The sequence below is a fragment of the Citrobacter sp. TBCS-14 genome, assembly GCF_005280805.1.
Classification (GTDB): domain Bacteria; phylum Pseudomonadota; class Gammaproteobacteria; order Enterobacterales; family Enterobacteriaceae; genus Citrobacter; species Citrobacter gillenii.
Window position 1 is genome coordinate 110,679 of the sequence record NZ_SZWM01000164.1, and the last position, 24,806, is coordinate 135,484.

The 24,806-nt window shown below is 54.0% G+C and carries 21 protein-coding genes; 3 read left to right on the forward strand and 18 right to left on the reverse strand.

Features of this window, described 5'->3' with window-relative positions:
• Positions 1 to 47: 47 nt before the first annotated feature.
• A complete protein-coding gene (gene selO, locus FDX22_RS04275) occupies positions 48 to 1,490 on the forward strand; it encodes a protein adenylyltransferase SelO (protein WP_146716756.1) in 1,443 nt (480 codons plus the stop codon).
• Here selO and FDX22_RS04280 read toward each other — a convergent pair.
• From FDX22_RS04280 to ppsR, 8 genes are all read right to left on the reverse strand, one after another.
• A complete protein-coding gene (locus FDX22_RS04280) occupies positions 1,487 to 2,266 on the reverse strand; it encodes a heme ABC transporter ATP-binding protein (protein WP_115258656.1) in 780 nt (259 codons plus the stop codon). The genes selO and FDX22_RS04280 overlap by 4 nt on opposite strands.
• Positions 2,259 to 3,251 carry an iron ABC transporter permease gene (locus FDX22_RS04285; RefSeq protein WP_135912140.1) on the reverse strand — a complete coding sequence of 331 codons (993 nt, stop codon included), beginning with the start codon at positions 3,249 to 3,251 and terminating at the stop codon, positions 2,259 to 2,261. Before FDX22_RS04285 ends, FDX22_RS04280 begins: the two co-directional genes overlap by 8 nt.
• Positions 3,251 to 4,072, reverse strand: coding sequence for a hemin ABC transporter substrate-binding protein (locus FDX22_RS04290; RefSeq protein ID WP_146716757.1), 822 nt, complete (start codon positions 4,070 to 4,072; stop codon positions 3,251 to 3,253). The genes FDX22_RS04285 and FDX22_RS04290 overlap by 1 nt, the downstream gene beginning before the upstream one ends.
• Entirely contained in the window at positions 4,069 to 5,097 is a 1,029-nt protein-coding gene (locus tag FDX22_RS04295; RefSeq protein WP_146716758.1) for a hemin-degrading factor, read from the reverse strand. Before FDX22_RS04295 ends, FDX22_RS04290 begins: the two co-directional genes overlap by 4 nt.
• A gap of 46 nt (positions 5,098 to 5,143) precedes the next feature.
• Positions 5,144 to 7,126 (reverse strand): TonB-dependent hemoglobin/transferrin/lactoferrin family receptor, encoded by a 1,983-nt coding sequence (locus tag FDX22_RS04300; protein WP_146716759.1) that lies wholly within the window; start codon positions 7,124 to 7,126, stop codon positions 5,144 to 5,146.
• 75 nt (positions 7,127 to 7,201) lie between these two features.
• Positions 7,202 to 7,390: a hemin uptake protein HemP gene (gene hemP / locus FDX22_RS04305; RefSeq protein ID WP_135912137.1), complete on the reverse strand. Its 189-nt coding sequence runs from the start codon at positions 7,388 to 7,390 to the stop codon at positions 7,202 to 7,204.
• Between the two features lie 178 nt (positions 7,391 to 7,568).
• A complete protein-coding gene (aroH, locus tag FDX22_RS04310; RefSeq protein ID WP_096757239.1) occupies positions 7,569 to 8,615 on the reverse strand; it encodes a 3-deoxy-7-phosphoheptulonate synthase AroH in 1,047 nt (348 codons plus the stop codon).
• A gap of 155 nt (positions 8,616 to 8,770) precedes the next feature.
• Positions 8,771 to 9,604, reverse strand: a complete 834-nt coding sequence (gene ppsR / locus FDX22_RS04315; protein ID WP_096757238.1) for a posphoenolpyruvate synthetase regulatory kinase/phosphorylase PpsR — start codon at positions 9,602 to 9,604, stop codon at positions 8,771 to 8,773.
• A gap of 329 nt (positions 9,605 to 9,933) precedes the next feature.
• Between ppsR and ppsA the strand changes: the two genes are divergently transcribed.
• Positions 9,934 to 12,312: a phosphoenolpyruvate synthase gene (gene ppsA / locus FDX22_RS04320; protein ID WP_117343008.1), complete on the forward strand. Its 2,379-nt coding sequence runs from the start codon at positions 9,934 to 9,936 to the stop codon at positions 12,310 to 12,312.
• A gap of 93 nt (positions 12,313 to 12,405) precedes the next feature.
• Here ppsA and fadK read toward each other — a convergent pair whose 3' ends face one another.
• From fadK to FDX22_RS04345, 5 genes are all read right to left on the reverse strand, one after another.
• The gene (gene fadK / locus FDX22_RS04325) at positions 12,406 to 14,031 is read right to left on the reverse strand and encodes a medium-chain fatty-acid--CoA ligase (protein ID WP_146716760.1); all 1,626 of its coding nucleotides are present in this window, start codon (positions 14,029 to 14,031) and stop codon (positions 12,406 to 12,408) included.
• Positions 14,032 to 14,112: 81 nt separating this feature from the next.
• Positions 14,113 to 14,406 (reverse strand): ferredoxin family protein, encoded by a 294-nt coding sequence (locus FDX22_RS04330; protein ID WP_096757235.1) that lies wholly within the window; start codon positions 14,404 to 14,406, stop codon positions 14,113 to 14,115.
• On the reverse strand, positions 14,403 to 15,692 hold the full coding sequence (locus FDX22_RS04335; protein WP_146716761.1) for an FAD-dependent oxidoreductase: 1,290 nt from the start codon (positions 15,690 to 15,692) through the stop codon (positions 14,403 to 14,405). Before FDX22_RS04335 ends, FDX22_RS04330 begins: the two co-directional genes overlap by 4 nt.
• A gap of 60 nt (positions 15,693 to 15,752) precedes the next feature.
• Positions 15,753 to 16,688, reverse strand: coding sequence for an electron transfer flavoprotein subunit alpha (locus FDX22_RS04340; protein ID WP_146716762.1), 936 nt, complete (start codon positions 16,686 to 16,688; stop codon positions 15,753 to 15,755).
• A gap of 21 nt (positions 16,689 to 16,709) precedes the next feature.
• The gene (locus tag FDX22_RS04345) at positions 16,710 to 17,474 is read right to left on the reverse strand and encodes an electron transfer flavoprotein (RefSeq protein WP_117343012.1); all 765 of its coding nucleotides are present in this window, start codon (positions 17,472 to 17,474) and stop codon (positions 16,710 to 16,712) included.
• Between the two features lie 507 nt (positions 17,475 to 17,981).
• On the opposite strand from FDX22_RS04345, the gene FDX22_RS04350 reads away from it, so the two are divergent.
• Positions 17,982 to 18,872 carry an AraC family transcriptional regulator gene (locus FDX22_RS04350; protein ID WP_146716763.1) on the forward strand — a complete coding sequence of 297 codons (891 nt, stop codon included), beginning with the start codon at positions 17,982 to 17,984 and terminating at the stop codon, positions 18,870 to 18,872.
• A gap of 53 nt (positions 18,873 to 18,925) precedes the next feature.
• Here FDX22_RS04350 and FDX22_RS04355 read toward each other — a convergent pair whose 3' ends face one another.
• The 5 genes from FDX22_RS04355 to FDX22_RS04375 all read right to left on the reverse strand — a co-directional run bounded on the left by FDX22_RS04355 (position 18,926) and on the right by FDX22_RS04375 (position 24,760).
• Positions 18,926 to 20,077, reverse strand: coding sequence for an acyl-CoA dehydrogenase (locus tag FDX22_RS04355; RefSeq protein ID WP_115258643.1), 1,152 nt, complete (start codon positions 20,075 to 20,077; stop codon positions 18,926 to 18,928).
• A 13-nt stretch (positions 20,078 to 20,090) separates the two neighbouring features.
• On the reverse strand, positions 20,091 to 21,686 hold the full coding sequence (locus FDX22_RS04360) for an acyl CoA:acetate/3-ketoacid CoA transferase (RefSeq protein WP_146716764.1): 1,596 nt from the start codon (positions 21,684 to 21,686) through the stop codon (positions 20,091 to 20,093).
• Between the two features lie 156 nt (positions 21,687 to 21,842).
• On the reverse strand, positions 21,843 to 22,601 hold the full coding sequence (aroD, locus tag FDX22_RS04365) for a type I 3-dehydroquinate dehydratase (protein WP_146716765.1): 759 nt from the start codon (positions 22,599 to 22,601) through the stop codon (positions 21,843 to 21,845).
• Positions 22,602 to 22,636: 35 nt separating this feature from the next.
• Entirely contained in the window at positions 22,637 to 23,503 is an 867-nt protein-coding gene (ydiB, locus tag FDX22_RS04370; protein ID WP_115258641.1) for a quinate/shikimate dehydrogenase, read from the reverse strand.
• Positions 23,504 to 23,524: 21 nt separating this feature from the next.
• The gene (locus FDX22_RS04375) at positions 23,525 to 24,760 is read right to left on the reverse strand and encodes an MFS transporter (RefSeq protein WP_146716766.1); all 1,236 of its coding nucleotides are present in this window, start codon (positions 24,758 to 24,760) and stop codon (positions 23,525 to 23,527) included.
• Positions 24,761 to 24,806: the final 46 nt, after the last annotated feature.

A 24,806-nucleotide genomic window follows, 5' to 3' on the forward strand; every position in this document is an offset into this window, starting at 1 on the left:
GGTGTTTAACCGTTCGTTAACAGTCTACACTAGAGGCAGGAGGCCCTATGACCCTGTCTTTTACCACCCGCTGGCGTGATGAATTGCCAGCAACCTATACGGCACTTTCGCCTACTCCCCTGAAAAATGCGCGCGTAATTTGGCATAACGATATGCTTGCTGAGCAATCAGGGATCCCGGCTACGTTGTTTAATAGTGAAAATAACGCAGGCGTTTGCGGCGGTGAAACGCTGCTTCCCGGCATGTCGCCGTTGGCGCAGGTCTATAGCGGACATCAGTTTGGTGTTTGGGCAGGGCAGTTGGGTGACGGACGCGGGATCCTGCTGGGTGAACAGCTGCTCGCCGATGGCTCGACGCTTGACTGGCATCTGAAAGGCGCGGGACTTACGCCATATTCGCGCATGGGAGACGGGCGTGCGGTACTACGTTCGACGATCCGCGAAAGTCTGGCCAGCGAAGCCATGCATTATCTCGGGATCCCCACGACGCGAGCGCTGTCGGTGGTCACCAGCGACACGCCGGTCTACCGCGAAACGGTAGAAGCCGGGGCGATGCTGATTCGCGTGGCGCAAAGTCATATGCGCTTTGGTCACTTTGAACACTTCTACTATCGTCGTGAACCCGAAAAAGTACGTCAACTGGCCGATTTTGCGATTCGCTATTATTGGCCGCACTGGCAGGACGAGGCGGATAAATATCAACGGTGGTTTCAGGACGTGGTCACGCGCACCGCGATCTTAATTGCCGACTGGCAGACGGTAGGGTTTGCGCACGGGGTGATGAACACCGACAACATGTCGATTCTGGGGCTGACGATGGACTACGGTCCCTTCGGTTTTCTGGATGACTATGTGCCTGATTTTATCTGTAATCATTCGGATCACCAGGGGCGATACAGTTTCGATAATCAACCGGCTGCCGCGCTGTGGAATTTGCAGCGGCTGGCGCAAACCCTGTCGCCGTTTATTGCGGCCGACGCACTCAATGACGCGCTGGATAACTATCAACTGGCGCTGCTGACCCGTTATGGGCAGCGGATGCGACAAAAGTTGGGCTTCTTTAGCGAGCAAAAAAACGATAACGAATTGCTCAGCGAACTGTTTAGCCTGATGGCACGGGAAAGAAGCGATTTTACGCGAACGTTTCGTATGCTGAGTCAGACGGAGCAACATAGTGCGTCTTCGCCGTTGCGCGATGAGTTTATCGACCGCTCAGTATTTGATGACTGGTTTGCGCGCTATCGTTCACGTTTGCAACAGGATAACGTGGCGGACGAAGTAAGACAGGCGCAAATGAAAGCTGCCAACCCGGCAATAGTGTTACGCAACTGGCTGGCGCAGCGGGCAATTAGCCAGGCAGAGCAGGGGGATTACGCTGAACTGCATCGCTTACACATTGCGTTGCGCACGCCGTATGCCGACAGGGATGATGACTATGTCAGCCGTCCGCCAGACTGGGGTAAGCGGCTGGAAGTCAGTTGTTCAAGCTAACGGGCGAGAAAAACCTGCGGCGAGGCGTTAGCCGGATGCAGGCCAATGTGAAGCTGGGCGCCGTACCAGCGCATCAGCTCATTGGCCTGTAATACGGCTTCCGGCGTCCCCTGAGAGACTATATGTCCGTCATGGAGCAAGATAATTTTGTCGGCCCACAGCGCGGCAAGATTGAGATCGTGAAGGACTACGCATACGTGTAACTCCCCCGCAGCCGTTAGCGACGTTAACAAACGTAACAGCTGCTGCTGGTGGTAGAGATCTAACGCTGAAGTAGGTTCATCAAGGAATAGCCAGCCGCGCGGCGCGCCATCGCACCACAACTGCGCCAGCGCACGGGCAAGCTGTACTCGTTGCTGCTCGCCGCCGGAAAGCGCGGCGTAGTGCCTGCCAGCTAGCGGTGTACATCCGGTCATCGCCATCACCTGAGCAATAAGCGCCGGTTCGGGTCGTTGGGTCCAGGGCGCTCGCCCCATGGCGATCACGGCTTCGACCTGCCAGTCAAAGCCTATCTGTGTTTGTTGCCGCATGACTGCGCGATGGCGAGACAGACTCTGTATACGCCAGTCATTCAGCGGTTTTCCGTTCAGTAAGCAGCGCCCGGCTGTCGGCGTCAGAAAGCCGGTCAGCAGGCGCAGCAGCGTGGACTTCCCCGCACCATTTGGGCCGATCAACGCCACCAGTTCACCCTTTGTCAGCGTCAGTGACACGTCGCGAATCACCGAACGATCCGCCACATGATAGTACAGATTTTCGGCGATAAAATGTTCAGCCATGCGGACCTCGCTGACGAAAAATAAGCCACAAAAACCACGGCGCACCGAGAATACTGGTCAACAGACCCACCGGCATCTCAGCGGGCGAAACCGCTGTTCGCGCGAGGGTGTCGGCGATCAACAGTAAACATGCCCCCGCCAATACAGAGCCTGGGATCACCGCCCGATGATCGCTACCAAGCCACATGCGCATCAAATGGGGGATAACCAAACCGATAAAACCAATTACGCCGCAGACCGCGACGGCTGCGGCTACTAACAGTGCGCTGCATAGCAGTAAAATGCACTGCACCCGACGGACATCCACGCCAAGATAGTGCGCGTCTTCCTCTCCGAGCTGCAGCAGATTCAGCGTCGGGGCTAAACGCCAGATGAAAAGCACCGTGGGCAGCATCAGCGAAGTGACCGCCAACAGTGTTGACCACTGCGCTGTTCCCAGACTGCCCATCCCCCACAGCGACAACTGGCGCAGTTGCGCATCATTGCTGACCCACGACAACACGCCGACCGCAGCTCCGCACAATGCATTGATGGCAATACCCACCAGCAACAGGCGTGAAAGCGAACCGTCGCGCTGTTGACTGAGGATAAAAATCACTCCGGTGGCGGCGAGTGCGCCGAGAAACGCCGCCAGCATCGGGGCATACAGCATCAGCAGCGCCGGTAAGGTGACCGGTAATACTACCCACAATGCGACGGCGCAGGCGGCTCCGCTACTGATCCCCAGCAGGCCCGGATCGGCAAGTGGATTGCGAAACAACCCCTGCATCACACAGCCCGCCAGCGCCAGTGAACCGCCAATCACCAGTGCCAGCAGCACGCGCGGTAGTCGAATAGTGAGCCAGATTTGACGCAGCGCGCCATCTCCCTCACGCCAGAAAAGGCTTACCGGCAGACGCAATGCGCCAAAACCGGTGGCCACAATCGTCATCACGACCAGCGTAGCGGCCAGCATCCACAAAGAGCAGGTGATACGCCAGGGCATCAGGGCAATTGCTCCGCTTTGGCACGCAGTTGCTGGATGGCCTGCGGCGTACGCACGCTAAAACCCAGCAATGCCATATCGTCAATCTGCAACACCTGCTTATTACGACCAGCGGGCGTTTGCGCCAGTCCCGGCAGCGTCCACAGATTATCTTCACCCCCCATCGCGTTGACGCCGTCTTGGGAAATCACCACCAGATCGGGCTGACTGGCAATCACTCCTTCTTGAGACAAGGGTTGGTAACGGGTAAACCCTTGCATAGCGTTGCGCAAACCTGCGGCACGAATGGCTGCATCGGCTCCGGTTTGCTGTCCGGCCGCCATGGCGGTCATTCCGCCGTGATTGAGAATGAACAGCACGCGTTTGTTGAGTTCCGAGGAGGGCAGTTCAGCCAGCGTCTGGCGTAGGGTTTGGCGTAGCGCCTCGCCTTGAGCCTGACGATGGGTTGCCTGTGCAATCACCCGGACTTTCTCATCAATCACGCTAAGCGCATTACCTGCCGGTACCGTAACAACGTTGACCTGACTTTGCTTGAGCTGTTCAAGCACCAATGAGGGCTGCGCCTGCGCGCTGGCCAAAACCAGCGTAGGGCGGGTGGCCAGGATCCCTTCGGCATTGAGCTGACGTAAATAGCCCACGTCCGGCAATGCCGTTGCCGCCGCCGGCCACTGGCTGGTGCTATCCCGCGCCACAAGGGATGACTGCGCGCCCAGCGCGAAGACAATCTCTGTCACGTCACCGCCGAGGGTGACCACTTTCTCTTCGGGCGCGGCCTGAGCCGTCAGCGGCAGAAACGCCATCAGGACCCACAGTATCTTCATGCGGCCAGCCCTTTCGGTGCTAACGCGTCGATTTGCGTACGCCATTGCTTCTGTTCTGGCTCGCCCTCCGTACGCTGCCCATACAGCTGGGCGATTTGCGTACCGTCTGCTGCAAACAGTTCCAGGCTGGTGACGTGACCGTCAGCGGTCGGCTTACGCGTGACCCACGTCTCGGCGACGGTCTCTTCCAGCAGGTGCAGCGTAAAGGTAGGGTTGAAAATATTCAGCCAGCCTTTCATTGGCACCAATTTTTCTACCACGCCGGTAAAAATCTGCACGCAGCCGCGGTTGCCGACAAATACCATAATTTCGTTGCCATCCTGACGTGCAGTTTCCAGCAATTGGGCCACCGCACTGTTCGCCACTTTGCAGGCCAGATCGTCACCCACCAGGCGAAAGGCCTGCTGACGGGTTAGGTTGTGGCGTTTCAGCAGGCCAAAAAACTGGTGCACATCGGTCATGGTGCGCCACTCTGCATCTACCGCCGTAGCGTCTGCGTTAACGCCAGAAACGGCGGTTTCGAGGGTTTGCAGCATCAGCGGTGGGTTTTCCGCAAAGATGAAACGGGTCAGCAGCGAGCCCCAGGCAGCAATATCGGTATGCTGCGTGGTGTAGACCTTTAGCAACGCGTCGCCCTGACTATCGAAAAACTGGATGCTCTGGCGCTCGCCGTGAGCGGTGTTCTCGCTGATGTGAAATGCGCAGGCCCATTGATTCAAGAACAGGCGCAGATCGAGGGCGCGCGGATTCAGAATGAGCCCAGCATGGCCGTTCAGGTGTTGATTCGTAAACGCGCCAATAACTTCATGCACCGCGTATTCATTGCGACAAATGCATTTGGTTTCGCCCACGGCCTCCAGTGCACAGAGGATCTCGCGCACCTCACCGCGCAGGCGCCAGGCGTCATGACCAACGCGCGCAAAGGCCAGTTCAGCTTCGCTGATATGCAGCAGACCTGCGATGTCACGGGCGTACTTGCCAGGATGTTCTTTTTTCAGTTCCAGCCAGCGGGTGTAGTAATTCATTGCCTCTTCCTTTCCGATTGCTGCCCCGGTGTCCGGGGCAAAGTGATTACCACTGATAACTCACGAAAATTTTGCCGTTGCGTCCATCTTGTGGAATGCCCTGCGGCGACCAGTATGCTTTGTCAAAGGCGTTACCCAGCACCAGCGTGGTGGTCATGCCTTTCAGCGCCTGCTGCCCCTGGTAGCTGACATAGAAGTCGTTGACCGCATAGCCGGGCTGTTTAGTGTAGCTGTTGCTGATATGGGTTGAACGGTCGGCAAAGGTACCGAGCCAGCCAACTGAGAAACCGCTGTGCGCGACAGGCACGTTTAGCTTGCTGGTGACGGTGTCCGGGTTAATGCTGGAAATATATTCACCGGTGTCGGTGTCTTTGCCGCGCGTGCGGTTATAGGCCAGATCCAGGCTGAACAGATCGGTGGAATAAGTTGTCATCACGTCCCAGCCCCAGATTTTGGCGTTAGCAACGTTGTAGGACATCGTCGTTGCGGCGGCGAAATCGACGCGGGTGGAGATATAGTCTTTCGCTTTCGTGTCAAAATAGCTGGCTTTAAATTCAAGGGCATCGTTCGCCAGCAGCAAATCGTCAAAGCGCAGACCAAAACCATACTCCTGCGTTTCGTTGGTTTCCGGGCGCAGATTCGGATTAGGTACCCAGTAGTTGGTGTAGAAGCGACCGATGGAGAAGTGTTTTGCATCGTTGTACATTTCGCCCATGGTTGGCGCACGGAAGGCCTGGGCGTAAGATCCAAACAGCATCAGCCAGTCGGTTGGGGTTACGGTCATTCCTGCGCGGGACGACCATTTATCGGCATCGACATCTGCGTAACCGTCGCTGCTACCGCGATAAGAGTCATAACGCGTGCCGCCCAGCAAGGTCACCGGCAGGTCACGCAGGGTGATTTCGTCCTGTAGCCAGCCGGAGCTGAAATCAATTTTCGCCTGTGGGAAACCGGTAGTGGCTCCCGCTGGTTTTTGCTCCTGACGATAGTACTCGCCGCCATATGTCAGCAGATGCGCGGCAAAGGTGTCGCTAAACAGGCGCGTACGGTTGTCAATCTTCCCACCTGTGGTGGTTTGCTTACGAAACTCGCCGGTGGCATCCGGGTTTTGTGCGTTAATGCGCGCTTCAGACCAGTAAATGCGCGCATCGGCATTCAGCCAGTTTTTATCCGCCGGGGCTACCGAGTAGGTCAGTTGGGCATCGCGCTGGATCGTCGAACGGTCGGTCATTGGATTGCTGCTGTCAGCGTCACTGGCCTGCGGGTTTTTAGGTTCCCGTGCATCGTTGTTGTAATAGCGCAGTGAGCCGGCCAACGTCTGGGCGTTGTCAATTTTCCAGCTGCCTTTCGCCAGCATATTATTAATCGCTTCGTTGTTCGGCGCGGTGGTGCCGTTACTCTGACGGAGGTCACCCCGGTCACGGCTGGACCAGGACAGCAGTCCGTCCAGCGTATCGGTGCGGCCATACGTGCTGGCACCCATCCCGAGGCTGTGATCCCCCGTGGCAGCGGTACCGAACACGCGATACCCGCTGTTTTTTCCCGCGCCCAGTAGATCGCTGGCATTCGCCGTCTCATAGGCAATGACGCCGCCCAGTGCGCCGCTGCCGTACAGCAGCGCGGACGGGCCGCGCACCACTTCAATACGCTTGATGAGGGCAGGATCGAGGAAGGTGCTGTTGAGGTGTCCGGTGTCAGTGCCTTGACGGACGCCGTCAACCAGTACCAGCACGCCGCGTCGGTCGTAGCCGCGCAGATTGACGTCCTGGCCGTTGGTGCGACCGGTGCCGTCAAGAGTCAGGCCGGGGACCCTGCGCAGCAGGTCTGCGGCGGAGCTGGCGGTTTGATTTTCCGGGGCCGTCGCGTCGATGACGCTGACCATCATCGGTGCTTCAAAGGCGCTGCGAGCATTGCCGGTCGCGGTAACGGTCATGTCTTCAACCGCCGCGTAGGCGGCGCCAGGAAGACTGCAGACGATCGCCAGCGCCAGCAGCGATGGGCGCATCCTCGCGGTGTGCAGGTAAGGCATAGCAACTCTCCATTAGAAACTCGAAAAGCGCTGGCTGCCTGGGGATAACCTGGGTGGCTGGCGAAATGTGTGGGGTTATTTCGTTAAAATTAGTTTTCCGGCATGGGTCTGGCGCAGCAGGTAATGCTGCCCGTCATGCTCAATGATCACACGTCCCTCATTGCCCAGCAGGCTTTTGCTGTCAATTCGACGCTCAGCGACGGGGGCAGGGAGTGGTGTCTTCTTTTTTGCAGGCGTTGCCGTTGTGTTATCCATACGTGACATAGTGTTTAAAAATAACAATCAATGTAACAATGATAATCATTATCATCAAAGTAAAAATTTGCGGCAAGCCTTTTTGTGAAAAAATTGTGACGAGAGCGATTTTTGAGCAAAAAAGAGGAAAAAACAGGAGGAAAACAAGGGATTGTCACCGGGTAACATATGCTACCCGGCGAAAAAGTTAGAAGCGGCTATCCACCGCAGCCGCGAGTTTTTCGACCAGCAGTTCGGTATCTTCCCAATTCAGGCAGGGGTCGGTTATGGACTGACCGTAGACCAGCGGCTGACCGCTGACGATTTTTTGTGTCCCTTCGCGCAGGAAACTTTCTGCCATAATCCCGGCAATGGCCGTTGAGCCATTGCGAATTTGCTGACAGACGTCATCACACACTTCCAGCTGGCGGCGATGCTGCTTCTGGCAATTGCCGTGGCTGAAATCGACGACCAGATGCTCCGGCAGCGAAAATTCATGCAGCGTATCGCAGGCGGCGGCAATATCTTCTGCAAAGTAATTCGGCTTTTTACCACCGCGCATGATGATATGCCCGTACGGGTTGCCGCTGGTCTGATAGATGGTCATCTGACCGGTTTTATCCGGTGAGAGGAACATATGGCTGGCGCGGGAAGCGCGAATCGCATCGACGGCGATACGCGTATTACCATCCGTCCCGTTTTTAAACCCAACCGGGCAGGACAGCGCAGAGGCCATTTCACGGTGGATCTGGCTTTCGGTAGTACGTGCGCCGATAGCGCCCCAGCTGATCAGATCGGCAATAAACTGGCCGGTGACCATATCGAGGAATTCGGTGGCCGTAGGGACCCCCAGCTCGTTGACCTGTAGCAGGAGTTTACGCGCCAGCTCAATGCCGTGGTTAACGCGGTAGCTGCCGTTCAGGTCCGGGTCGGAAATTAAGCCTTTCCAGCCGACGACGGTGCGCGGTTTTTCAAAATAGGTCCGCATCACGATTTCCAGGCGTGCCTGGTGTTGGGTGCGCAGCGTCTGCAAGCGCGTGGCGTACTCCAGGGCCGCATCGAGGTCGTGAATCGAGCAGGGACCCACGATCACCAGCAAACGAGGATCTTCGCCATTCAGTATTTTTTCTATCCGGCGTCGGGAATCCGTCACGTGATGAGCGACAGAGGACGACACAGGATGCCGTTGCGCCAGCTCAGCGGGAGTGACCAGATTGTCAATACGCGCAGTACGGAGTTCATCAGTTCGGTTCATTACGTGTCTCAGAAATTTATTGCTTCAACGGCAGGACTACCGGGAAGTGATGCGCATCACGATAAACCAATCCCTGCTGATTTCAAGTGCGAGGCGTGTCACACCTCACAAGCCAAAGTTTATGCTAACAAAAAATGAACCATTGCACTAGCATTCTAGTACATGCGGCGATTTAGTCCCATAATATCGAGGATCTTGGTGGCAATTTCTTCTACCGAATAGTTGGTACTGTTGAGCCATGGGATCTTGTTTTTACGGTATAACGCTTCAACTTCGGCTACTTCCATGCGGCACTGACGCAGCGAGGCATAACGACTGTTTTCTCTACGCTCCTCGCGGATCGCCGTCAGACGTTCCGGATCAATGGTCAGACCAAAAAGTTTGTGTTGCAGCGGTTTTAGCGACGCGGGCAGTACCAGGTTATCCATATCATCGGCAATAAAGGGGTAGTTCGCCGCCCGAATGCCAAACTGCATCGCCAGATACAGGCTGGTTGGCGTTTTACCGCAGCGGGAGACGCCGAGCAAAATAACCTGCGCCTGATCGAGGTTGCGCAACGAAATACCGTCATCGTGGGCGAGGGCGTAATCAATGGCGGCAATGCGTGCGTCGTACTTATTGAGGTTGCCGGGATTCAGTCCGTGCGTGCGATGAGCGATTGGAGTCGGGTCGAGTTTCATCTCATGTTGCAGCGGTGCGACCAGCGCCTGGACGATATCCTGACAGAAGCCCTCGCTTTGCAAAATGATTGCGCGAATCTCCGGCAATACAATGGAGTAGAACACTAACGGGCGTACGCCCGTTTGCTGGTAAATGGCGTCAATCTGGTCTTTCACCGCGCGGGCGCGGCTCTCATTTTCAACAAACGGCAGCGTAATACTGCTGATCGTAACCGGAAATTGCGACATCACTGCGTGGCCCAATACCTCTGCGGTGATGGCCGTGCCATCAGAAATATAAAATACGTGACGATCAACAGCATTATCCATTTTGCTCATCCTGGGGGCAGATATAATTCTCTGAAAGCATAAATTAAAATGCGTCAGAAGCGAATATTGTTGTCGCCATTTTATAAAATGAAACGGTATTTTTATATTTACTGAAAAGTACATTTCATTTTTCGGAACGAATGTTTAGACCGACTGTTTTTGTGGTGATCCCGTGCCGCTCGCGGGTTTGCGCAAATGCGGAAACAATCTGAAAAAATAAAAAATAAAGTTGCTTGAACGATTCACCGTTTTTTTCGCCGCGGTAAATATGCAAAGATAATTACGCAAAATTGAGTTTCCTAACCTCGTTCATATATAAGGATTGTTCGATGTCCAACAATGGCTCGTCACCGCTGGTGCTTTGGTATAACCAACTCGGCATGAATGATGTAGACAGAGTTGGAGGCAAAAATGCCTCCCTGGGTGAAATGATTACTAACCTTTCAGGTATGGGTGTTTCCGTACCGAATGGTTTTGCAACGACCGCCGATGCGTTTAACCTGTTTCTGGAGCAAAGCGGTGTAAACCAGCGCATTTATGAACTGCTGGATAAAACGGATATCGACGATGTCACCGAGCTTGCCAAAGCCGGGGCGCAGATCCGCCAGTGGATTATCGACACTCCTTTCCAGCCTGAGCTGGAAAATGCCGTCCGTGATGCCTACGCGCAGCTTTCCGCGGACGATGCCCATGCCTCTTTTGCTGTGCGCTCCTCCGCCACCGCAGAAGATATGCCTGATGCTTCATTTGCCGGTCAGCAGGAAACGTTCCTCAACGTCCAGGGCTTTGATGCCGTGCTGGTGGCCATCAAGCACGTCTTTGCTTCGCTGTTTAACGACCGTGCAATTTCTTACCGTGTGCACCAGGGTTATGACCACCGCGGCGTAGCGCTTTCTGCTGGCGTTCAGCGGATGGTGCGATCCGACCTGGCCTCTTCGGGCGTCATGTTCTCTATCGACACAGAATCTGGCTTCGATCAGGTGGTGTTTATCACCTCCGCATGGGGCCTGGGCGAAATGGTGGTGCAGGGTGCCGTTAACCCGGATGAATTCTATGTGCACAAACCGACCCTGGCGGCTAACCGTCCGGCTATCGTACGTCGCACCATGGGTTCGAAAAAAATCCGCATGATCTACGCGCCGACCCAGGAACACGGCAAACAGGTGACGATCGAAGATGTGCCGCAGGAACAGCGCGATATTTTCTCACTGACGAACGAGGAAGTGCAGGAACTGGCGAAGCAGGCGGTGCAAATCGAGAAGCACTACGGTCGTCCGATGGACATCGAATGGGCGAAAGACGGTCACACCGGCAAGCTGTTTATTGTGCAGGCGCGTCCGGAAACCGTTCGTTCTCGCGGCCAGGTGATGGAGCGTTATACGCTGCATGCGCAGGGCAAAATCATTGCTGAAGGCCGTGCTATCGGCCATCGCATCGGTGCGGGTCCGGTAAAAGTCATTCATGACATCAGCGAAATGAACCGCATTGAACCTGGTGACGTGCTGGTTACTGACATGACCGACCCGGACTGGGAACCGATCATGAAAAAAGCGGCGGCGATTGTCACCAACCGTGGTGGTCGTACCTGTCACGCGGCAATCATCGCCCGTGAACTGGGGATCCCGGCGGTAGTAGGCTGTGGTGATGCAACCGATCGCATCACCGAAGGCGAGAATGTGACCGTCTCCTGTGCCGAAGGTGACACCGGCTACGTGTATGCCGATATGCTCGACTTTAGCGTTAAGAGTTCCAGCGTCGAAACGATGCCGGACCTGCCGTTGAAGGTGATGATGAACGTTGGTAACCCGGACCGTGCATTCGACTTCGCTTGCCTGCCAAACGAAGGTGTTGGGCTGGCGCGTCTGGAATTTATCATCAACCGCATGATTGGCGTGCATCCTCGCGCGCTGCTGGAATTTGATGACCAGACGCCGGAACTGCAAAACGAAATCCGCGGGATGATGAAAGGTTTTGATTCGCCGCGTGAATTCTACGTCGGTCGTCTGACCGAAGGGATCGCGACGCTGGGTGCGGCGTTCTATCCAAAACGCGTCATTGTGCGGATGTCAGACTTTAAGTCCAACGAGTATGCCAACCTTGTCGGCGGCGAGCGTTACGAGCCGCATGAAGAAAACCCGATGCTGGGCTTCCGCGGGGCAGGCCGTTACGTGGCAGACAGCTTCCGCGACTGCTTCGCACTCGAATGTGACGCGGTGAAACGTGTGCGCAACGAGATGGGACTGACTAACGTTGAAGTGATGGTGCCGTTTGTGCGTACCGTGGCGCAGGCCAAGGCAGTGGTGGAAGAGCTGGCTCGTCAGGGTCTGAAGCGCGGTGAAAACGGGCTGAAGATTATCATGATGTGTGAGATCCCATCCAACGCCTTGTTGGCTGAGCAGTTCCTTGAGTACTTCGACGGTTTCTCTATCGGCTCGAACGACATGACGCAGCTGGCGCTGGGTCTGGACCGTGATTCCGGCGTGGTGTCTGAACTGTTTGATGAGCGTAACGACGCGGTGAAAGCGCTGCTGTCGATGGCGATTCGCGCGGCCAAGAAACAGGGTAAATACGTGGGTATTTGCGGTCAGGGCCCCTCTGACCACGAAGACTTCGCGGCCTGGCTGATGGAAGAGGGGATCGACAGTCTGTCGCTGAACCCGGACACCGTCGTACAGACCTGGCTGAGCCTGGCGGAACTGAACAAGTAATACCCTGCCGGATGGCGGCGTAAATGCCTTATCGGCCTACGGTCAGCATTATTCGTAGGCCGGATAAGGCGCGAGAGCGTCGCCATCCGGCATTCATACCTTGCTCAGGCGCTGAATAATATCCTGACGAAGTTGATACTTCTGAATTTTACCGGCGGCGGTGCGCGGTAATTTATCGACAATCACCAGATGTTCTGGATATTTGTATTTTGCTACCCGCTTGCGGCTAAAGAAGGCCACCACCGATTCCAGCGACAGCGAGTGATGTGGCGGTTTAAGCACCACGTAAGCGCACGACCTTTCCCCTAAACGCTCGTCCGGCATCGCCACCACGCAGGCATCGTGAATACGCGGATGCTGCAATAAAATGTCCTCGACCTCACGGCTGCTGATATTTTCGCCACCGCGCACGATAATATCTTTCTTACGTCCGGTAATCTTAATGTAGCCCGCCTCGTCCATGCGGCATAAGTCACCGCTGTAGTACCAGCCGTCTTGATCCAGTGCTCTGGCAGTCATTTCGGGTTCATCAAGGTAGCCCATAAACACGTTCGGCCCGCGCGAGGCTTCTTCGCCTTCCACGCCAGGTGGCAGCGTATTACGTGCCTCGTCAACCACTTTAATTTCAACGCCCGCAGCGGCGTAGCCGTCGGTATGCATCATGTGGGAAAGCGAATCATCGAGATTCACCACTGCATGCGGTGAGCTTTCGGTCGAGCCGTAAACACTTAACAACTTAATGCCGCGCTGCTGACACTCGCGGGCAATTTTCTGCGGAATGGTGGTGCCCCCGCATAAGAAAAAGCGTAACGATGAGAGGTCGTAAGGCCGTTTTTCCACGCAGCACAGCATGTCATAGACGAAGGGCGTGGCGCCGAGGACGCAGGTACAGCGCTGTTGCTCCAGCAGTTCAAGACAGGCTGTTGGGGTAAAAATATCCAGCAGCACGCTGCGTGCGCCGATTAAAAAGGGGGCCGTGACACCGTGCAGAAAACCGGTGGCGTGCCCCAGCGGTGCAGGCATTAAAAAAACATCCTGCCAGTTGAGGTTAAGGCGGGCGCAGTAGGCGCGTTCGCTGGCGAGAATATTGTTATGGGTCAGCATTACTCCTTTTGGCATACCCTCTGTGCCGGAAGTGAACAGCACGGCGGCTAACGCGTCGGCGTGTACGCTAACGGTGTGGGTTAACGGGGGGGAGGTCAGAAGCTGGCTTAGCGCCAGCGAAGCAGTTGCCGGGGCCAGTTTATCCACGGCAATAATTTGTTGCAGGTGCGGCAACTGATTCTGTAAGGGCAGGATCAGATCCACCGGGCGAGTCTGTTTAAACAGGGTTGGCGCAAAGAAGAGCTTCGCCTTACATTTGTTTAGCACCCATACCAGCTCTGCTTCGCGCCAGGCAGGCAGTAGCGGTACGGAAACGGCACCGGTTTTCAGGCAAGCCAGATAAATCACGGTAAATTCACACCAGCCCGGCAACTGGAAGGCCACACGATCGCCGGGTTGAATGCCGCTGGCTAAAAACCAGGTGGCCAGGCTGCTGGCGGCGCGGTCAAGTGCGGCGTAGGTGTAGGCATCGCCGTGATTATCGACCACGGCAATTTTATCCGGTACGGCCCGGGCGGTCTGGCTCCAGTAATCGCCCAGTGAGGCATCACCCCACAGTCCTTGCTGTCGCCAGGCATGACGACGCTCGGCGTTAAACGTTAATCTGACACTCATTGCTTTGTCCCTGGATGATTGCGGCATACGTCTTGCCGGACGGCGACTGGGCCTTATCCGGCCTGCAACTGGCAATATCCGTTATCCATAACGAAAATCGATGCCAAAAGTGCCGAGCGGGTACGTCCATTGTTCAAGTATTGTTTCGCCGCACAGCACCCGACAGGTTCCGCACTCCAGACATCCGGCGGAATCAAAATGGATATTTCCGGCCTCGTCCTGCTTGTACAGTCCGGCGGGGCAGGCATAGAGCAGTTTGCGAAACTCGTTCAGATCCGGGTGGGTGGCCAGAATAATGTGCGGATGTCCTTCATCAACGTTGAATTTATTGACGCCCAGCTTGACGTCAACGTTCACGGTGTTGTCCTGGTTCATAACGCGGTCGCTCCCTTAATGCCGTCTTTCAGTAAGTTCATTAACCCAATGCGTTTTACATGGGGCATGATCCTTTTGCGCATTGGGGGCGTCGGACGTCCGTCAACGGTGAATATTTCGCTCATGATATCCGCCACCATGCGCGGGTACTGGGTGAACAGACGTGGGTTTTCCATCAGTGCCGGGATCTTGCGAAAATGCTGTAACTCATGCATGACGCAACCCTGCTCGAGGGAGCGCTTGTATTCCATCAAGCTGTTGGCGGAGAAATCCTGGCGTTCTTTCGCCGCGATAGCCGTTTTCGCCGCAGCCTCTGCGGAGGCAATGGCCAAATCCATACCGCGGATTGTATACCCCAGATTCAGGCAGAAGCCGGCGGCATCGCCGACGATCATCACACCGTCATCGACCAGTTTAGGCACCATTGCCAGGCCGCCTTCTGGCACCATATGCGCCGAATATTCCAGCAGTTCACCCCCGGCAATCAGCGGACGAATGGTTGGATGCTGCTTAAAGTCTTCCAGCATTTGTGGAACGCTCTTCGTTGCGTGGGCGATATCGCCCAGCCCACAAACCAGGCCCAGAGAAATTGAATCCTGATTGGTGTACAGAAAACCACCGCCCATCAAGCCGTTTGACGGGGAACCGGCAAACAGCCAGGCTGCGCCGTCGTTGCCCGAAAGATTGAAACGGTCTGCAATGACCGCGGGCGGCAAGCCAATCAACTCTTTAACGCCGACGGCGTAGTGGTGTGCTGAAGCGGGCGGGACCATGCCGAGCGAGCGACCGAGTAGGGAGTTGACGCCGTCAGCGAGGATGACGATGTTAGCCTCCAGAACATCGTCACCGGCCTGCACGCCCGTAACCTTATTACCTTCGCGGAGTAATGCATCGACGCGTACGCCTGGAATAAACTGCGCGCCGGCCTGTTCGGCTTTATCCATTAGCCACGGGTCAAAACGGCTGCGTAAAACCGTGTACGAATCCTGCGTTGCGGCCGTGTTTTTTTCACCATGAAAATCGAGCGTGACGGCGCTTTCTTCGGTTAGAAAAGAGATTTTTTCGCGCGTCACTTTGCGTTCGACAGGCGCTTCCTCGGCAAATCCTGGCATGATGCTTTCAAGGCTGTGTGCATAGAGACGCCCGCCGGTCATGTTCTTACTGCCCGCACGGTTTCCGCGCTCGATGACCAGTACGTCCAGTCCGGCTTTTGCCATTACGTAGCCAGCGACCGCTCCCGCCACGCCAGCACCAACCACAATGGCATCAAATTTTTCATCTGACATGCTTATGCTCCCTTCCCGCCGCGAGCGCAGCGGGAGATGTGGATTAAATGAGGGGGGGGGTTAGCGGCTTAACTGTTCGATCAGGGCCGGCACAACTTTGTAGATATCGCCCACCAGGCCGTAATCGGCATAATTAAAGATCGGCGCTTTTTTATCTTTGTTGATGGCGACGATGACTTTTGCACCATTACCGCCGACCATATGCTGGATTTGTCCGGAGATGCCCAGCGTCAGGTACAGGTCAGATTTCAGCAACACGCCGGAAACGCCAATGTAGCGTTCGCGCTCCATCCAGTTTTCGCCTTCAGCAATCGGACGGGAACAACCGACCTCTGCGCCCAGCACGGCCGCCAGTTTATGTACCATCTCCAGATCGGCTTGTGCCACCAGACCGCGGCCGACGCCCACCACGCGTTTGGCTTTGCTGAGATCCACGCTGCTCAGGGGTTTGGCGCGACGCTCCTGACACATAATTTCATGGTGAGGGGGGATGTACGGCGCAGCGGTAACAGGGCAGGTGTGTGCCGGGTTGGCCTCGCTCGACTCCAGTACGCCGGATGCAAGCGTGATTATGGCCAGCGCGCTATTGAGTTTTTCTTTACCGAATGCCAGACCGCCATACATGCGGTGTTCAACGAACAGTGCGCCAGCATCAAGACTTACCGAGGTGGCGTCATTCACCATCGCCGCATTGAGTTGAATGCTCAGACGCGCGCCAAGGGATTTCGCGCGCTTGGTGGCGGGCATCAGCAGTAAACCGTTGTGATCTTGCAGCAGCGAAGTGAAGATTTCGGCATAGTTTTCAATGCGCTGTAAGCCGGAAGATTGCTCAAGCACGATAATGCTATCGGCCCCCAGCGGCAGAACCTGATTTGCCTGCTCGCTACCTTGCACAATGATATGGACCTGTTCACCCCATTGACGCGCGCCGGTCATTAATTCTGCGTAGCGTTCAGCGTTATCGCTAAATACCCAGACGTTGGCTAATTTACTCATAATGTTTTCTCTCCGTTGGGCTTAATTCAGGGCTTTTTTCAGGTGGTCGGCCAGTTCAGCAATGGCGTCCGCTGAATCATTTTCCAGAATGATGCGTTTACGCTCGGTTTGTGGCGGAACCGTTATTGCCACCAGTTCCGCTAACGGCGGCACAGGCGTCCAGCCAATATCGCTGGCCTGCCAGGGGGTGACGGCTTTTTTCCCGGCGCCAAGAATGGCTTTCATTGACGGAATGCGCGGCGTGTTGATATCTGACGTGACGCAAAGCACGGCGGGGAGCGGGAGTTCAAGCACTTCGATCTCGTTCTCAAGCGTGCGCTCGACCAGAATCCGCTCACCGTGACGTTCAATCTTGCTCACCGCGTTGACGACGGGCAACTGCAGGAGTTCGCCTACCAGCAAGCCCACCTGCTGTGCATAGATATCGCCCGACCCTTCGCCGAATAACATCAGGTCACATTCGATTTTTGTTGCGGCGCAGGCCAGCGCCTGGGCGGTATCTCTGGGCAGTGCATGTTCCAGTTGCGCATCCTGGACCATAAACAGGCTGTCCGGCCCGCGGGACAAGACGTCTTTACGCACTTTGGAGTTTTGCAACAGCGAGCCGCCAACCGTTAAGGCGACGATCTCGTCACTTTCTGCAGCCAGTTGCGCTGCGGCTTCGATGGCGTTTAAGTCAAATTGGCTGATTTTGGCTTCGGCTCTGTCGAAATTAAGCGAACGCTCAGGGGTAACGACAATGTCCTGTTCTTCAGGGACCAACTTAAAGCAGGTGACTATTTTCATGGCATCTCCGGTGAATCATGTTCAGATGATGACGGGGAGCGTCATTATCGGCAGTAGGGAAAGTTGACTGAAATTAGTGTGCGGCAGGTGAGGGGCATTTTCGACGGGACAATCTGTTTTCGTTTCCAACAATCTTGCAAAAAAAAGTGTCGACCGGACGCTTTACTGATAAGCGCTGATTAAACGTCATGGGGGGCGGCAATAAACAGAAAAAACGCGCAGGATGTGAAAATTGCGAAATGCATCATGTTTTTAATCAACATATGATTATTTATGTTTCTGTCATGTGAATAATTGACGGCTAAATAATAACATTTATGCTTTTTATTAATTTTAAAACGTTAATAAGCTGTGCGGATAATGCCTGTTGACTATGCGTACCATCTTGCAGGAGGCCCCAATAATTTTGTTTCTTCAGGGTGAAATAACGTTGTATAACATGCTCAGTCCCTTTATTTCATCGCTATTATTCATCCAAAATTATCCGGTCTTAAGGTGGAGGTTGTCATGTATCAACGATGTTTTGATAATGCCATGGAAACCCTTTTTGAGCAGGGGAAAACCCCTGTGTTTTCACGCTTCGTCATCAGCGACGATCCGAACTGGGAGTCAGGCCACCATGTCCATGACAATGAAACCGAGCTCATTTATGTCAAAAAAGGTGTCGCCAGGTTCATTATCGACTCGTCACTGTATGTTGCCCACGCCGGCGATATTGTGGTGATAGAGCAAGGCAGGCTGCATGCGGTCGCGTCTGACAGCAGCACACCGGCTACCACCTACACTTGCGCACTGGCAGGATTCCGCTTTAACGGCTGGCAGGATAACCAACTGCTGCAGGCGCATTCGTGCCCGGTTATCAGCGTCGGACAGGGAAAGGAGGTGATTAAAAGTATTTTTAATGAACTGAGTATTATGCTGCCACGAAGCAAAAATAACCCGACCTCGACGGCTTACGCAGCTTTCGCCTATGCGTTAACCGTGCTGTATTATGAAAATTTCAAAAATGCGTACCGTTCGGAGCAGGGATATATTAAAAAAGATATCTTAATTAAAGATGTGTTGGTGTATTTAAATAACAACTTTCGGGAAAAAATTACACTTGAACAGTTGTCAAAAAAATTTCGCGCCAGCGTCAGTTACATTTGTCATGAATTTACTAAAGAGTATCGGATCTCACCGATTAATTATGTTATTCAGCGGCGAATGACGGAGGCTAAATTTTCTCTGACCAACACCGAATCATCACTGGCAGAAATTTCGTGGCGAGTGGGATATGAAAATGTCGATCACTTTGCCAAACTCTTTCAGCGCCACGTAGGCTGCTCGCCCAGCGAGTATCGCAAGCAATTTAAAAACAATCTGCTTGAGCAGGAATGCCTGATGCCGGAGATCTAATTAGCGGTTTTCTGCGTGCCCGGTAAGTTTGACGCCTACCGGGCCATTAACGCTTACTTGTTCTGGTAATCTTTCAGGATCTGACGGCCCGCAACGTAAATCATGATTTCATCCGTGCCGCCGCCAATGCGCTCACAGCGTACGTCGCGCCAGAAGCGGGACACGCGAGCCTCATCGGTATACCCCAGTCCTCCCATAATTTGAATCGCGTCGTCAATCACTTCCATCGCCGTACGCGCGCAGTACAGTTTTGCCAGCGCTGCGCTGGTCCTCAGTGATTGCTTCTGATCGGCCTGCCAGGCGACCTTCAACACCATATTGCGCATGTTTTCGATTTTAACGGCCATTAACGCCAGTTTTTCCTGGATCATCTGGTTGTGGCCGATCGGCTTGCCGAAGGCAATTCGTTGATTAGCATAACGCGCGGCATCTTCGAAGGCACACTCGGCAAAGCCGGTACTGCGTGCGGCGTTGATCAGCCGCTCCATTTCGAAGTTGTACATTACGTTGAGGAAGCCCATGCCTTCTTCGCCAACCCTATCGCTTTCGTCAACTTCAACGTCGTCGAGGTAGACTTCGCAGGTGCTTAACATGTGCCAGCCGATCTTGTGCAACGGGTTCACCTTAATACCCGGTTTACTGGAATCGACCCACCACAGCGTAAAGGCTTTCTTCGGATCTTTTGGCTCCGGGTCGCGGGCCAGTACCAGCATGTACGGGTACTCTTTAGCACCGGTAATGAACGTTTTTTGCCCGTTGAGATACACTTTGCCGTTTTTACGCGTGTAACTGGTGGTGGCACTGTTGTTGTCAGATCCGGCACCCGGTTCGGTTAACGCCAGCGCATATGCGGGATCACCGGTTTCCATGGTGCTTTCCGCCGTTTTACGTAACTGCTCGGCGGAACCAAAACGGAGCATGCTGTGAATACACTGCCCGTTAGTGATTAAAAATGCCGGAGCGCCGCATTTTGACACTTCCATCAGCGCCAACATCTGGGTGACATAATCTGCCGGTATGCCGCCGAACTCTTCCGGCACGCCCAGCATCGAAATACCGTTATCCGCAAGGGCGCGCATAAACTCTTTTGGGTAGGTGGCGGTCTGATCGCAAGTGCGGAAATATTCTTCCGGAAAATGGCTGGTGATCAGTTCGCGAATGCTGGCAAGAAGCAGCTCTTGTTCTTCAGTTAACGAAAAGTCCATTAGGGTACTCCTTTTAATTGGCTGCGTCGGGCAAGACAAAACCCATGGGGGTATTGATAAATAATCTTTCGTCCATCAGTTTTAACTCAGGAGAAATAACCGGGGTGAAATCCATTTTGTCCAGAATATCGTCTTGCAAAGAAACGCCGGGGGCAATTTCTACCAAATGGAGACCATCCTCTTTTAAGGTAAAGACGGCACGTTCGGTGATGTAACGCACCTCTAATCCGCGTTCGAGAGCAATTTTTCCACTGAAGGTTATTTCAGGTAATTCACTGACGAATTTTTTCACCCGACCTTCCTGGACAATATTCAGCTTGCCGTCGGCGACGTCTGTTTTCAGACTTCCGGCAGTGAGTGTGCCGCAGAAAATAATTTTCTTGGACGTGGCGCTAATATCAATAAATCCACCGGTGCCCATAATCTTGCCATTGAATTTATGTACGCCGACGTTGCCGTGGCTGTCCACTTCAGCAAAACTCAAATAGCACACATCCAGACCGCCGCCGTGGTAGAAATCGAACTGGGTGGTCATATCCATAATGGCACGGGTGTTAACGTTGGCACCGAAGGCAATGCCTTGCGAGGTTATCCCACCCACTGGACCAGTTTCGACCGTCAGAATAAAGTCGTCGGCGCAGCCTTCTTCACGAGCAACCAGACCAATGCCGTCAGCGATACCGACCCCCACGTTACCCACCGCGCCTTTGCGCATTTCGAACAGGGCGCGCCTGGCCACCAGTTTGCGCTGGTTGAGCGGCAGGGCGATTTGCTGGCTGTCATCAAGGACAAAGTCGCCGGAAATAAAACGGTTAACCGGCGCCCCGCCGTACAGTTGGGTCTGATCAGGGTCAACCACCACGATGTCCACCAGATAGCCCGGGATCCGCACCGCTTTGGGGTGTAAGGTGGCTTTCTTGACCATTTTTTGTACCTGCATCATGACGATGCCGCCGTGGTTATGCACGGCCTGGGCAATCACCAGCGCATCGAGGTACATCACCTCATCCTCAAACGTGGCGTAGCCTTCGCTGTCACAGGTGGTAGCGCGAATGAAGGCGATGGTGGGCGCGATGGCCTTGTAGTAGAGGTACTCCTTGTTGTCTATCTCCACCAGTTTGATCAGATCGTCGGTGGTTACGTCATTGAGCTTGCCGCCCTGCTGGCGGGGGTCAACAAACGTGCCGATCCCAATATCACTCAGAATACCCGGCTGGTGGGCTGCGGCTGCACGCAGCGTTTGCGTCAATACGCCCTGAGGATAGTTATAGGCGGCGATTTTATTTTGTTCAGCTAAATCGGAAATGCGCGGTGATTGCCCCCAATGTCCGCATAGCGCCCATTTGACCAATCCTTCTTGTGCCAACGGGCTAATACCCCGGTCGGCGCGATCGCCCAATCCCGTCGGACTAATTAGCGATAAATTACGCGGAGTTTGACAGGTTTTATATTTCTCGGCCAGTGCGCTAATTAATGTGGTGGCCTCCAGAATACCGCCGCCGGCGCCTAATACGCAGAGCGTGGCTTCATCAGGAATATAATCAACTGCATCCGCTGCCGATAATACCGGCACCCGACCGTTAATACGTTCAGGTCTGTTAAGTTTCATATAAACTCCAGGTTACAGGCGTGAGGCTGCCTATCGTTTTATTCGATAAAAGAAATTCATTTATTTTAAAAATAACTAACCGTCTGCCCGGTATTCAAAATAATATGAATAGCAGGGCAGGGAGGTTATTTAAAACAGTACAGAAATATTTTGTTATTAAGCCTGATGCAAAATGGTCAGTACGCTGCGCAAATCGGAGACCGAGATCTGCCCGGGCGCGGAGGCTTTTTTCACCGCACCAAAGGTCGCCGCAGAACCAAAAACTTCACCCGCCAGTCGCGAAATTACGCCGGTTTTGGCCATCGACATAGTAATGATTGGGCGGTCGGCGTAGTGCTCCTGCATCTCAAGCGTAGCGCTAAGCAGCGTCAGGACATCTGTCTTGTTTTGTGGCATCAGCGCAATTTTCGGGATATCTGCGCCCAGCTCCTGCATTTTACGCAGCCGCTGGATAATCTCTTCTGCCGCCGGTGTTTTGTGGAAATCATGATTCGACATAATCACCAAGACCTGCTTCGCGTGCGCATGCTCGACGGTGGCTTTGACCTGTTCATCGCCGGTGAACAGTTCCAGATCGATCATATCCACCAGCCCGCTATCCACCGCCGCACGGTTAAGCGCAATATAGTCTGCAACAGACAGCGCCTGTTCACCGCCTTCTTTGGCGCTGCGGAAGGTGAAAAGTAGCGGCTTATCGCTCATCACGTCGCGGATTGTGCGGGCCGCTTCCAGCATCGCGTCAATGGAAGAGACATCGGCAAAATGGTCAACACGCCATTCCAGGATGTCGAAGTCCGCGTCGCGGTAGGCCAGCGCTTCGGTTTTTACCGTGGCGATGTCTTTACCCATTAACGAAACAATGATCTTCGGCGCACCCTCGCCAATCACGAGGTTTCTTACGGTTACGGTTTTCATTGATTACCCTTTAAAAATTCACAGATTGTTGCCCGTCAGGCGGCAAACCCCATAACCTGCTTAACGTATTCCAGCGGAAAATCTTTCCCGGTCCACAATTTGAACTGCTCAGCACCTTGCCATAACAACATGCCGTAACCATCAATGGTTTTGCAACCGGCACGCTGCGCCTGCTGCAGTAACTTGGTCATATGCGGATTGTAGACGCATTCGGTTACCAGCAGATCCGGGCGTAGGAGCGATTCATCGCTAACAATGGATTCGTTTTCCAGTGGTTTCATGCCGACTTTTGTGCCGTTGGTCAAAATGTCTGCGCTGGCCAGAGCCTCGGCGAACGCCTGTTGGTCTGCCAGATCGATAACGGTCACCACACAGTCGGTGTTTTCATTCACGCGTTTGGCGAACTCAAGCGCCTTGCTAAAGAAATCATCCTGACGGTTAAACAGTTTAATCTCTTTAATGCCCTCAATGGCGGCCTGTGCGCCGATCGCGGTCGATGCACCGCCCGCGCCCAACAGTACCATGGTTTTGCCTTTTATATCGAAGCCGCTTTCCTTAATGGCGCGAATATGGCCGGTGCCGTCGGTGTTGTAGCCACGAAGATAGCCATTGTCATTGACGATGGTATTGATGGCACCGACCAGTTTAGCGGCCGGGGTTAATTCATCGACATATTCGCACGCCAGCTGTTTATTGGGCATCGAGACGCCGGTACCGCGCATCTTTAACGCTTTCAACCCTTCAATGGCACCTGCAAAGGTTGTGTTATCGACTTCAAATGCCATATAGGTAAACGGCAGTCCGGCTTTTTCCAGCGCCTTATTTTGCATTTCTGGCGACAGGCTGTGTCTGATGGGGTAGGCCATCAGGCCAATCAGTTCATATTTTGCAGTAACATCCATTTTTAACTCCTTGTGAACTCTTTATTGAAAATAACGTTCGCCCAACCGCACATCGTTTTTGGGTATATCAAATACGCGGTAGTAACGGATAAAGACGATAATGGCCGTGATAAATGCCAGCAGGGCAAAGACCAGATCGAGCAAAATAATGTATTGCAGGCCGATGTTAGACAGGTATCCGGTGATCAGCGGGATAATGAAGTTGGCAACGCCGCCCATCATCATATAAACGCTGGTGACTTTGGCTTTGCTCTTCGGGAAGAACTCCGACATCACCGAGACGCCCAGTTGTAAAATACCGCCAGCGGCAGAGAACCCGATGAGAAATGAGCCTGCGTTACAAACCAGCGGCGAGGGGTACAAATAGATAACCGCTGCTGTAATCGTTGCCAGCCCGGCGTTAAAGACGTTGGCCCAGATCGGACGGACTAATTTCTTCAACAGTGCAGCAAAAATAAACACGCAGACCAGGGAACCCATGCTGTAGTAAGAGATGGTTTTCAGCGCGTCGGCTTCGGCCATCCCGGCAAAGGCCATGGCGTATTTCGGCATCCACACCACGATGACGTAAAAGGTTGAAAATGCGGCCACGCCGAACATCACTGATGCCACACCTTCCAGCCACACCAGCGGCTTACTGTTCATCTGCGGCAGATCTTTCGCCACGCCTGCGTCCACCACTTGGCTGGGGAAGCGACTCTTGAGCAGCATTAAGGTAATCACCACGAACAGGATGCCCGGGACAATGACGGCATAGCCGTACCAGATATGATTCAATAACATGGTGCTGACAACGAGCGGGTAGATCATCTGCCCAAAAGACACCATCGCCTTCACCAGAATAACCGCCGAACCGGACGCTTTGGGGAAGCACTCCATTAACGCCGGATAGCCACCGGTATCCAGCGCGGAGTTGGCGACGCCCACACAAACCGCCAGAATAAAAGCAATCATCAGATTTGGGCTGGCGGGAATACCGAAGAAGAACAGCATATAAAGAATGACGCCTAACAGGATAATAGCCCGACGACCAAATTTATCGGAGAGTACGCCAAAGAATAAAATACTGACCAGACGGCCCAATCCGATACCGGAAATTAAATAGGCAATCCCCGCATTGTCGGTAGAAAATTCCTCTGCCAGGGAAGTCATGTTTTGTGCCAGCGTAATGACACTAATGCCATGCAGGAAATAACTGAGATAAATACAGGTTATTGCCAGAAGAAATGGCGTATTAAAAGCCTTGCTCTGAGACATTTCGCATAACTCCTTGCAGATTTTAATAGGGTTCATTTTCATCGTG

What these genes read in the sequence shown, in the direction of transcription:
- selO (WP_146716756.1), top strand. Translation starts at nt 48, where the DNA reads ATGACCCTGTCTTTTACCACCCGCTGGCGTGATGAATTGCCAGCAACC.
- FDX22_RS04280 (WP_115258656.1), bottom strand. Translation starts at nt 2,266, where the DNA reads ATGGCTGAACATTTTATCGCCGAAAATCTGTACTATCATGTGGCGGAT.
- FDX22_RS04285 (WP_135912140.1), bottom strand. Translation starts at nt 3,251, where the DNA reads ATGCCCTGGCGTATCACCTGCTCTTTGTGGATGCTGGCCGCTACGCTG.
- FDX22_RS04290 (WP_146716757.1), bottom strand. Translation starts at nt 4,072, where the DNA reads ATGAAGATACTGTGGGTCCTGATGGCGTTTCTGCCGCTGACGGCTCAG.
- FDX22_RS04295 (WP_146716758.1), bottom strand. Translation starts at nt 5,097, where the DNA reads ATGAATTACTACACCCGCTGGCTGGAACTGAAAAAAGAACATCCTGGC.
- FDX22_RS04300 (WP_146716759.1), bottom strand. Translation starts at nt 7,126, where the DNA reads ATGCCTTACCTGCACACCGCGAGGATGCGCCCATCGCTGCTGGCGCTG.
- hemP (WP_135912137.1), bottom strand. Translation starts at nt 7,390, where the DNA reads ATGTCACGTATGGATAACACAACGGCAACGCCTGCAAAAAAGAAGACA.
- aroH (WP_096757239.1), bottom strand. Translation starts at nt 8,615, where the DNA reads ATGAACCGAACTGATGAACTCCGTACTGCGCGTATTGACAATCTGGTC.
- ppsR (WP_096757238.1), bottom strand. Translation starts at nt 9,604, where the DNA reads ATGGATAATGCTGTTGATCGTCACGTATTTTATATTTCTGATGGCACG.
- ppsA (WP_117343008.1), top strand. Translation starts at nt 9,934, where the DNA reads ATGTCCAACAATGGCTCGTCACCGCTGGTGCTTTGGTATAACCAACTC.
- fadK (WP_146716760.1), bottom strand. Translation starts at nt 14,031, where the DNA reads ATGAGTGTCAGATTAACGTTTAACGCCGAGCGTCGTCATGCCTGGCGA.
- FDX22_RS04330 (WP_096757235.1), bottom strand. Translation starts at nt 14,406, where the DNA reads ATGAACCAGGACAACACCGTGAACGTTGACGTCAAGCTGGGCGTCAAT.
- FDX22_RS04335 (WP_146716761.1), bottom strand. Translation starts at nt 15,692, where the DNA reads ATGTCAGATGAAAAATTTGATGCCATTGTGGTTGGTGCTGGCGTGGCG.
- FDX22_RS04340 (WP_146716762.1), bottom strand. Translation starts at nt 16,688, where the DNA reads ATGAGTAAATTAGCCAACGTCTGGGTATTTAGCGATAACGCTGAACGC.
- FDX22_RS04345 (WP_117343012.1), bottom strand. Translation starts at nt 17,474, where the DNA reads ATGAAAATAGTCACCTGCTTTAAGTTGGTCCCTGAAGAACAGGACATT.
- FDX22_RS04350 (WP_146716763.1), top strand. Translation starts at nt 17,982, where the DNA reads ATGTATCAACGATGTTTTGATAATGCCATGGAAACCCTTTTTGAGCAG.
- FDX22_RS04355 (WP_115258643.1), bottom strand. Translation starts at nt 20,077, where the DNA reads ATGGACTTTTCGTTAACTGAAGAACAAGAGCTGCTTCTTGCCAGCATT.
- FDX22_RS04360 (WP_146716764.1), bottom strand. Translation starts at nt 21,686, where the DNA reads ATGAAACTTAACAGACCTGAACGTATTAACGGTCGGGTGCCGGTATTA.
- aroD (WP_146716765.1), bottom strand. Translation starts at nt 22,601, where the DNA reads ATGAAAACCGTAACCGTAAGAAACCTCGTGATTGGCGAGGGTGCGCCG.
- ydiB (WP_115258641.1), bottom strand. Translation starts at nt 23,503, where the DNA reads ATGGATGTTACTGCAAAATATGAACTGATTGGCCTGATGGCCTACCCC.
- FDX22_RS04375 (WP_146716766.1), bottom strand. Translation starts at nt 24,760, where the DNA reads ATGTCTCAGAGCAAGGCTTTTAATACGCCATTTCTTCTGGCAATAACC.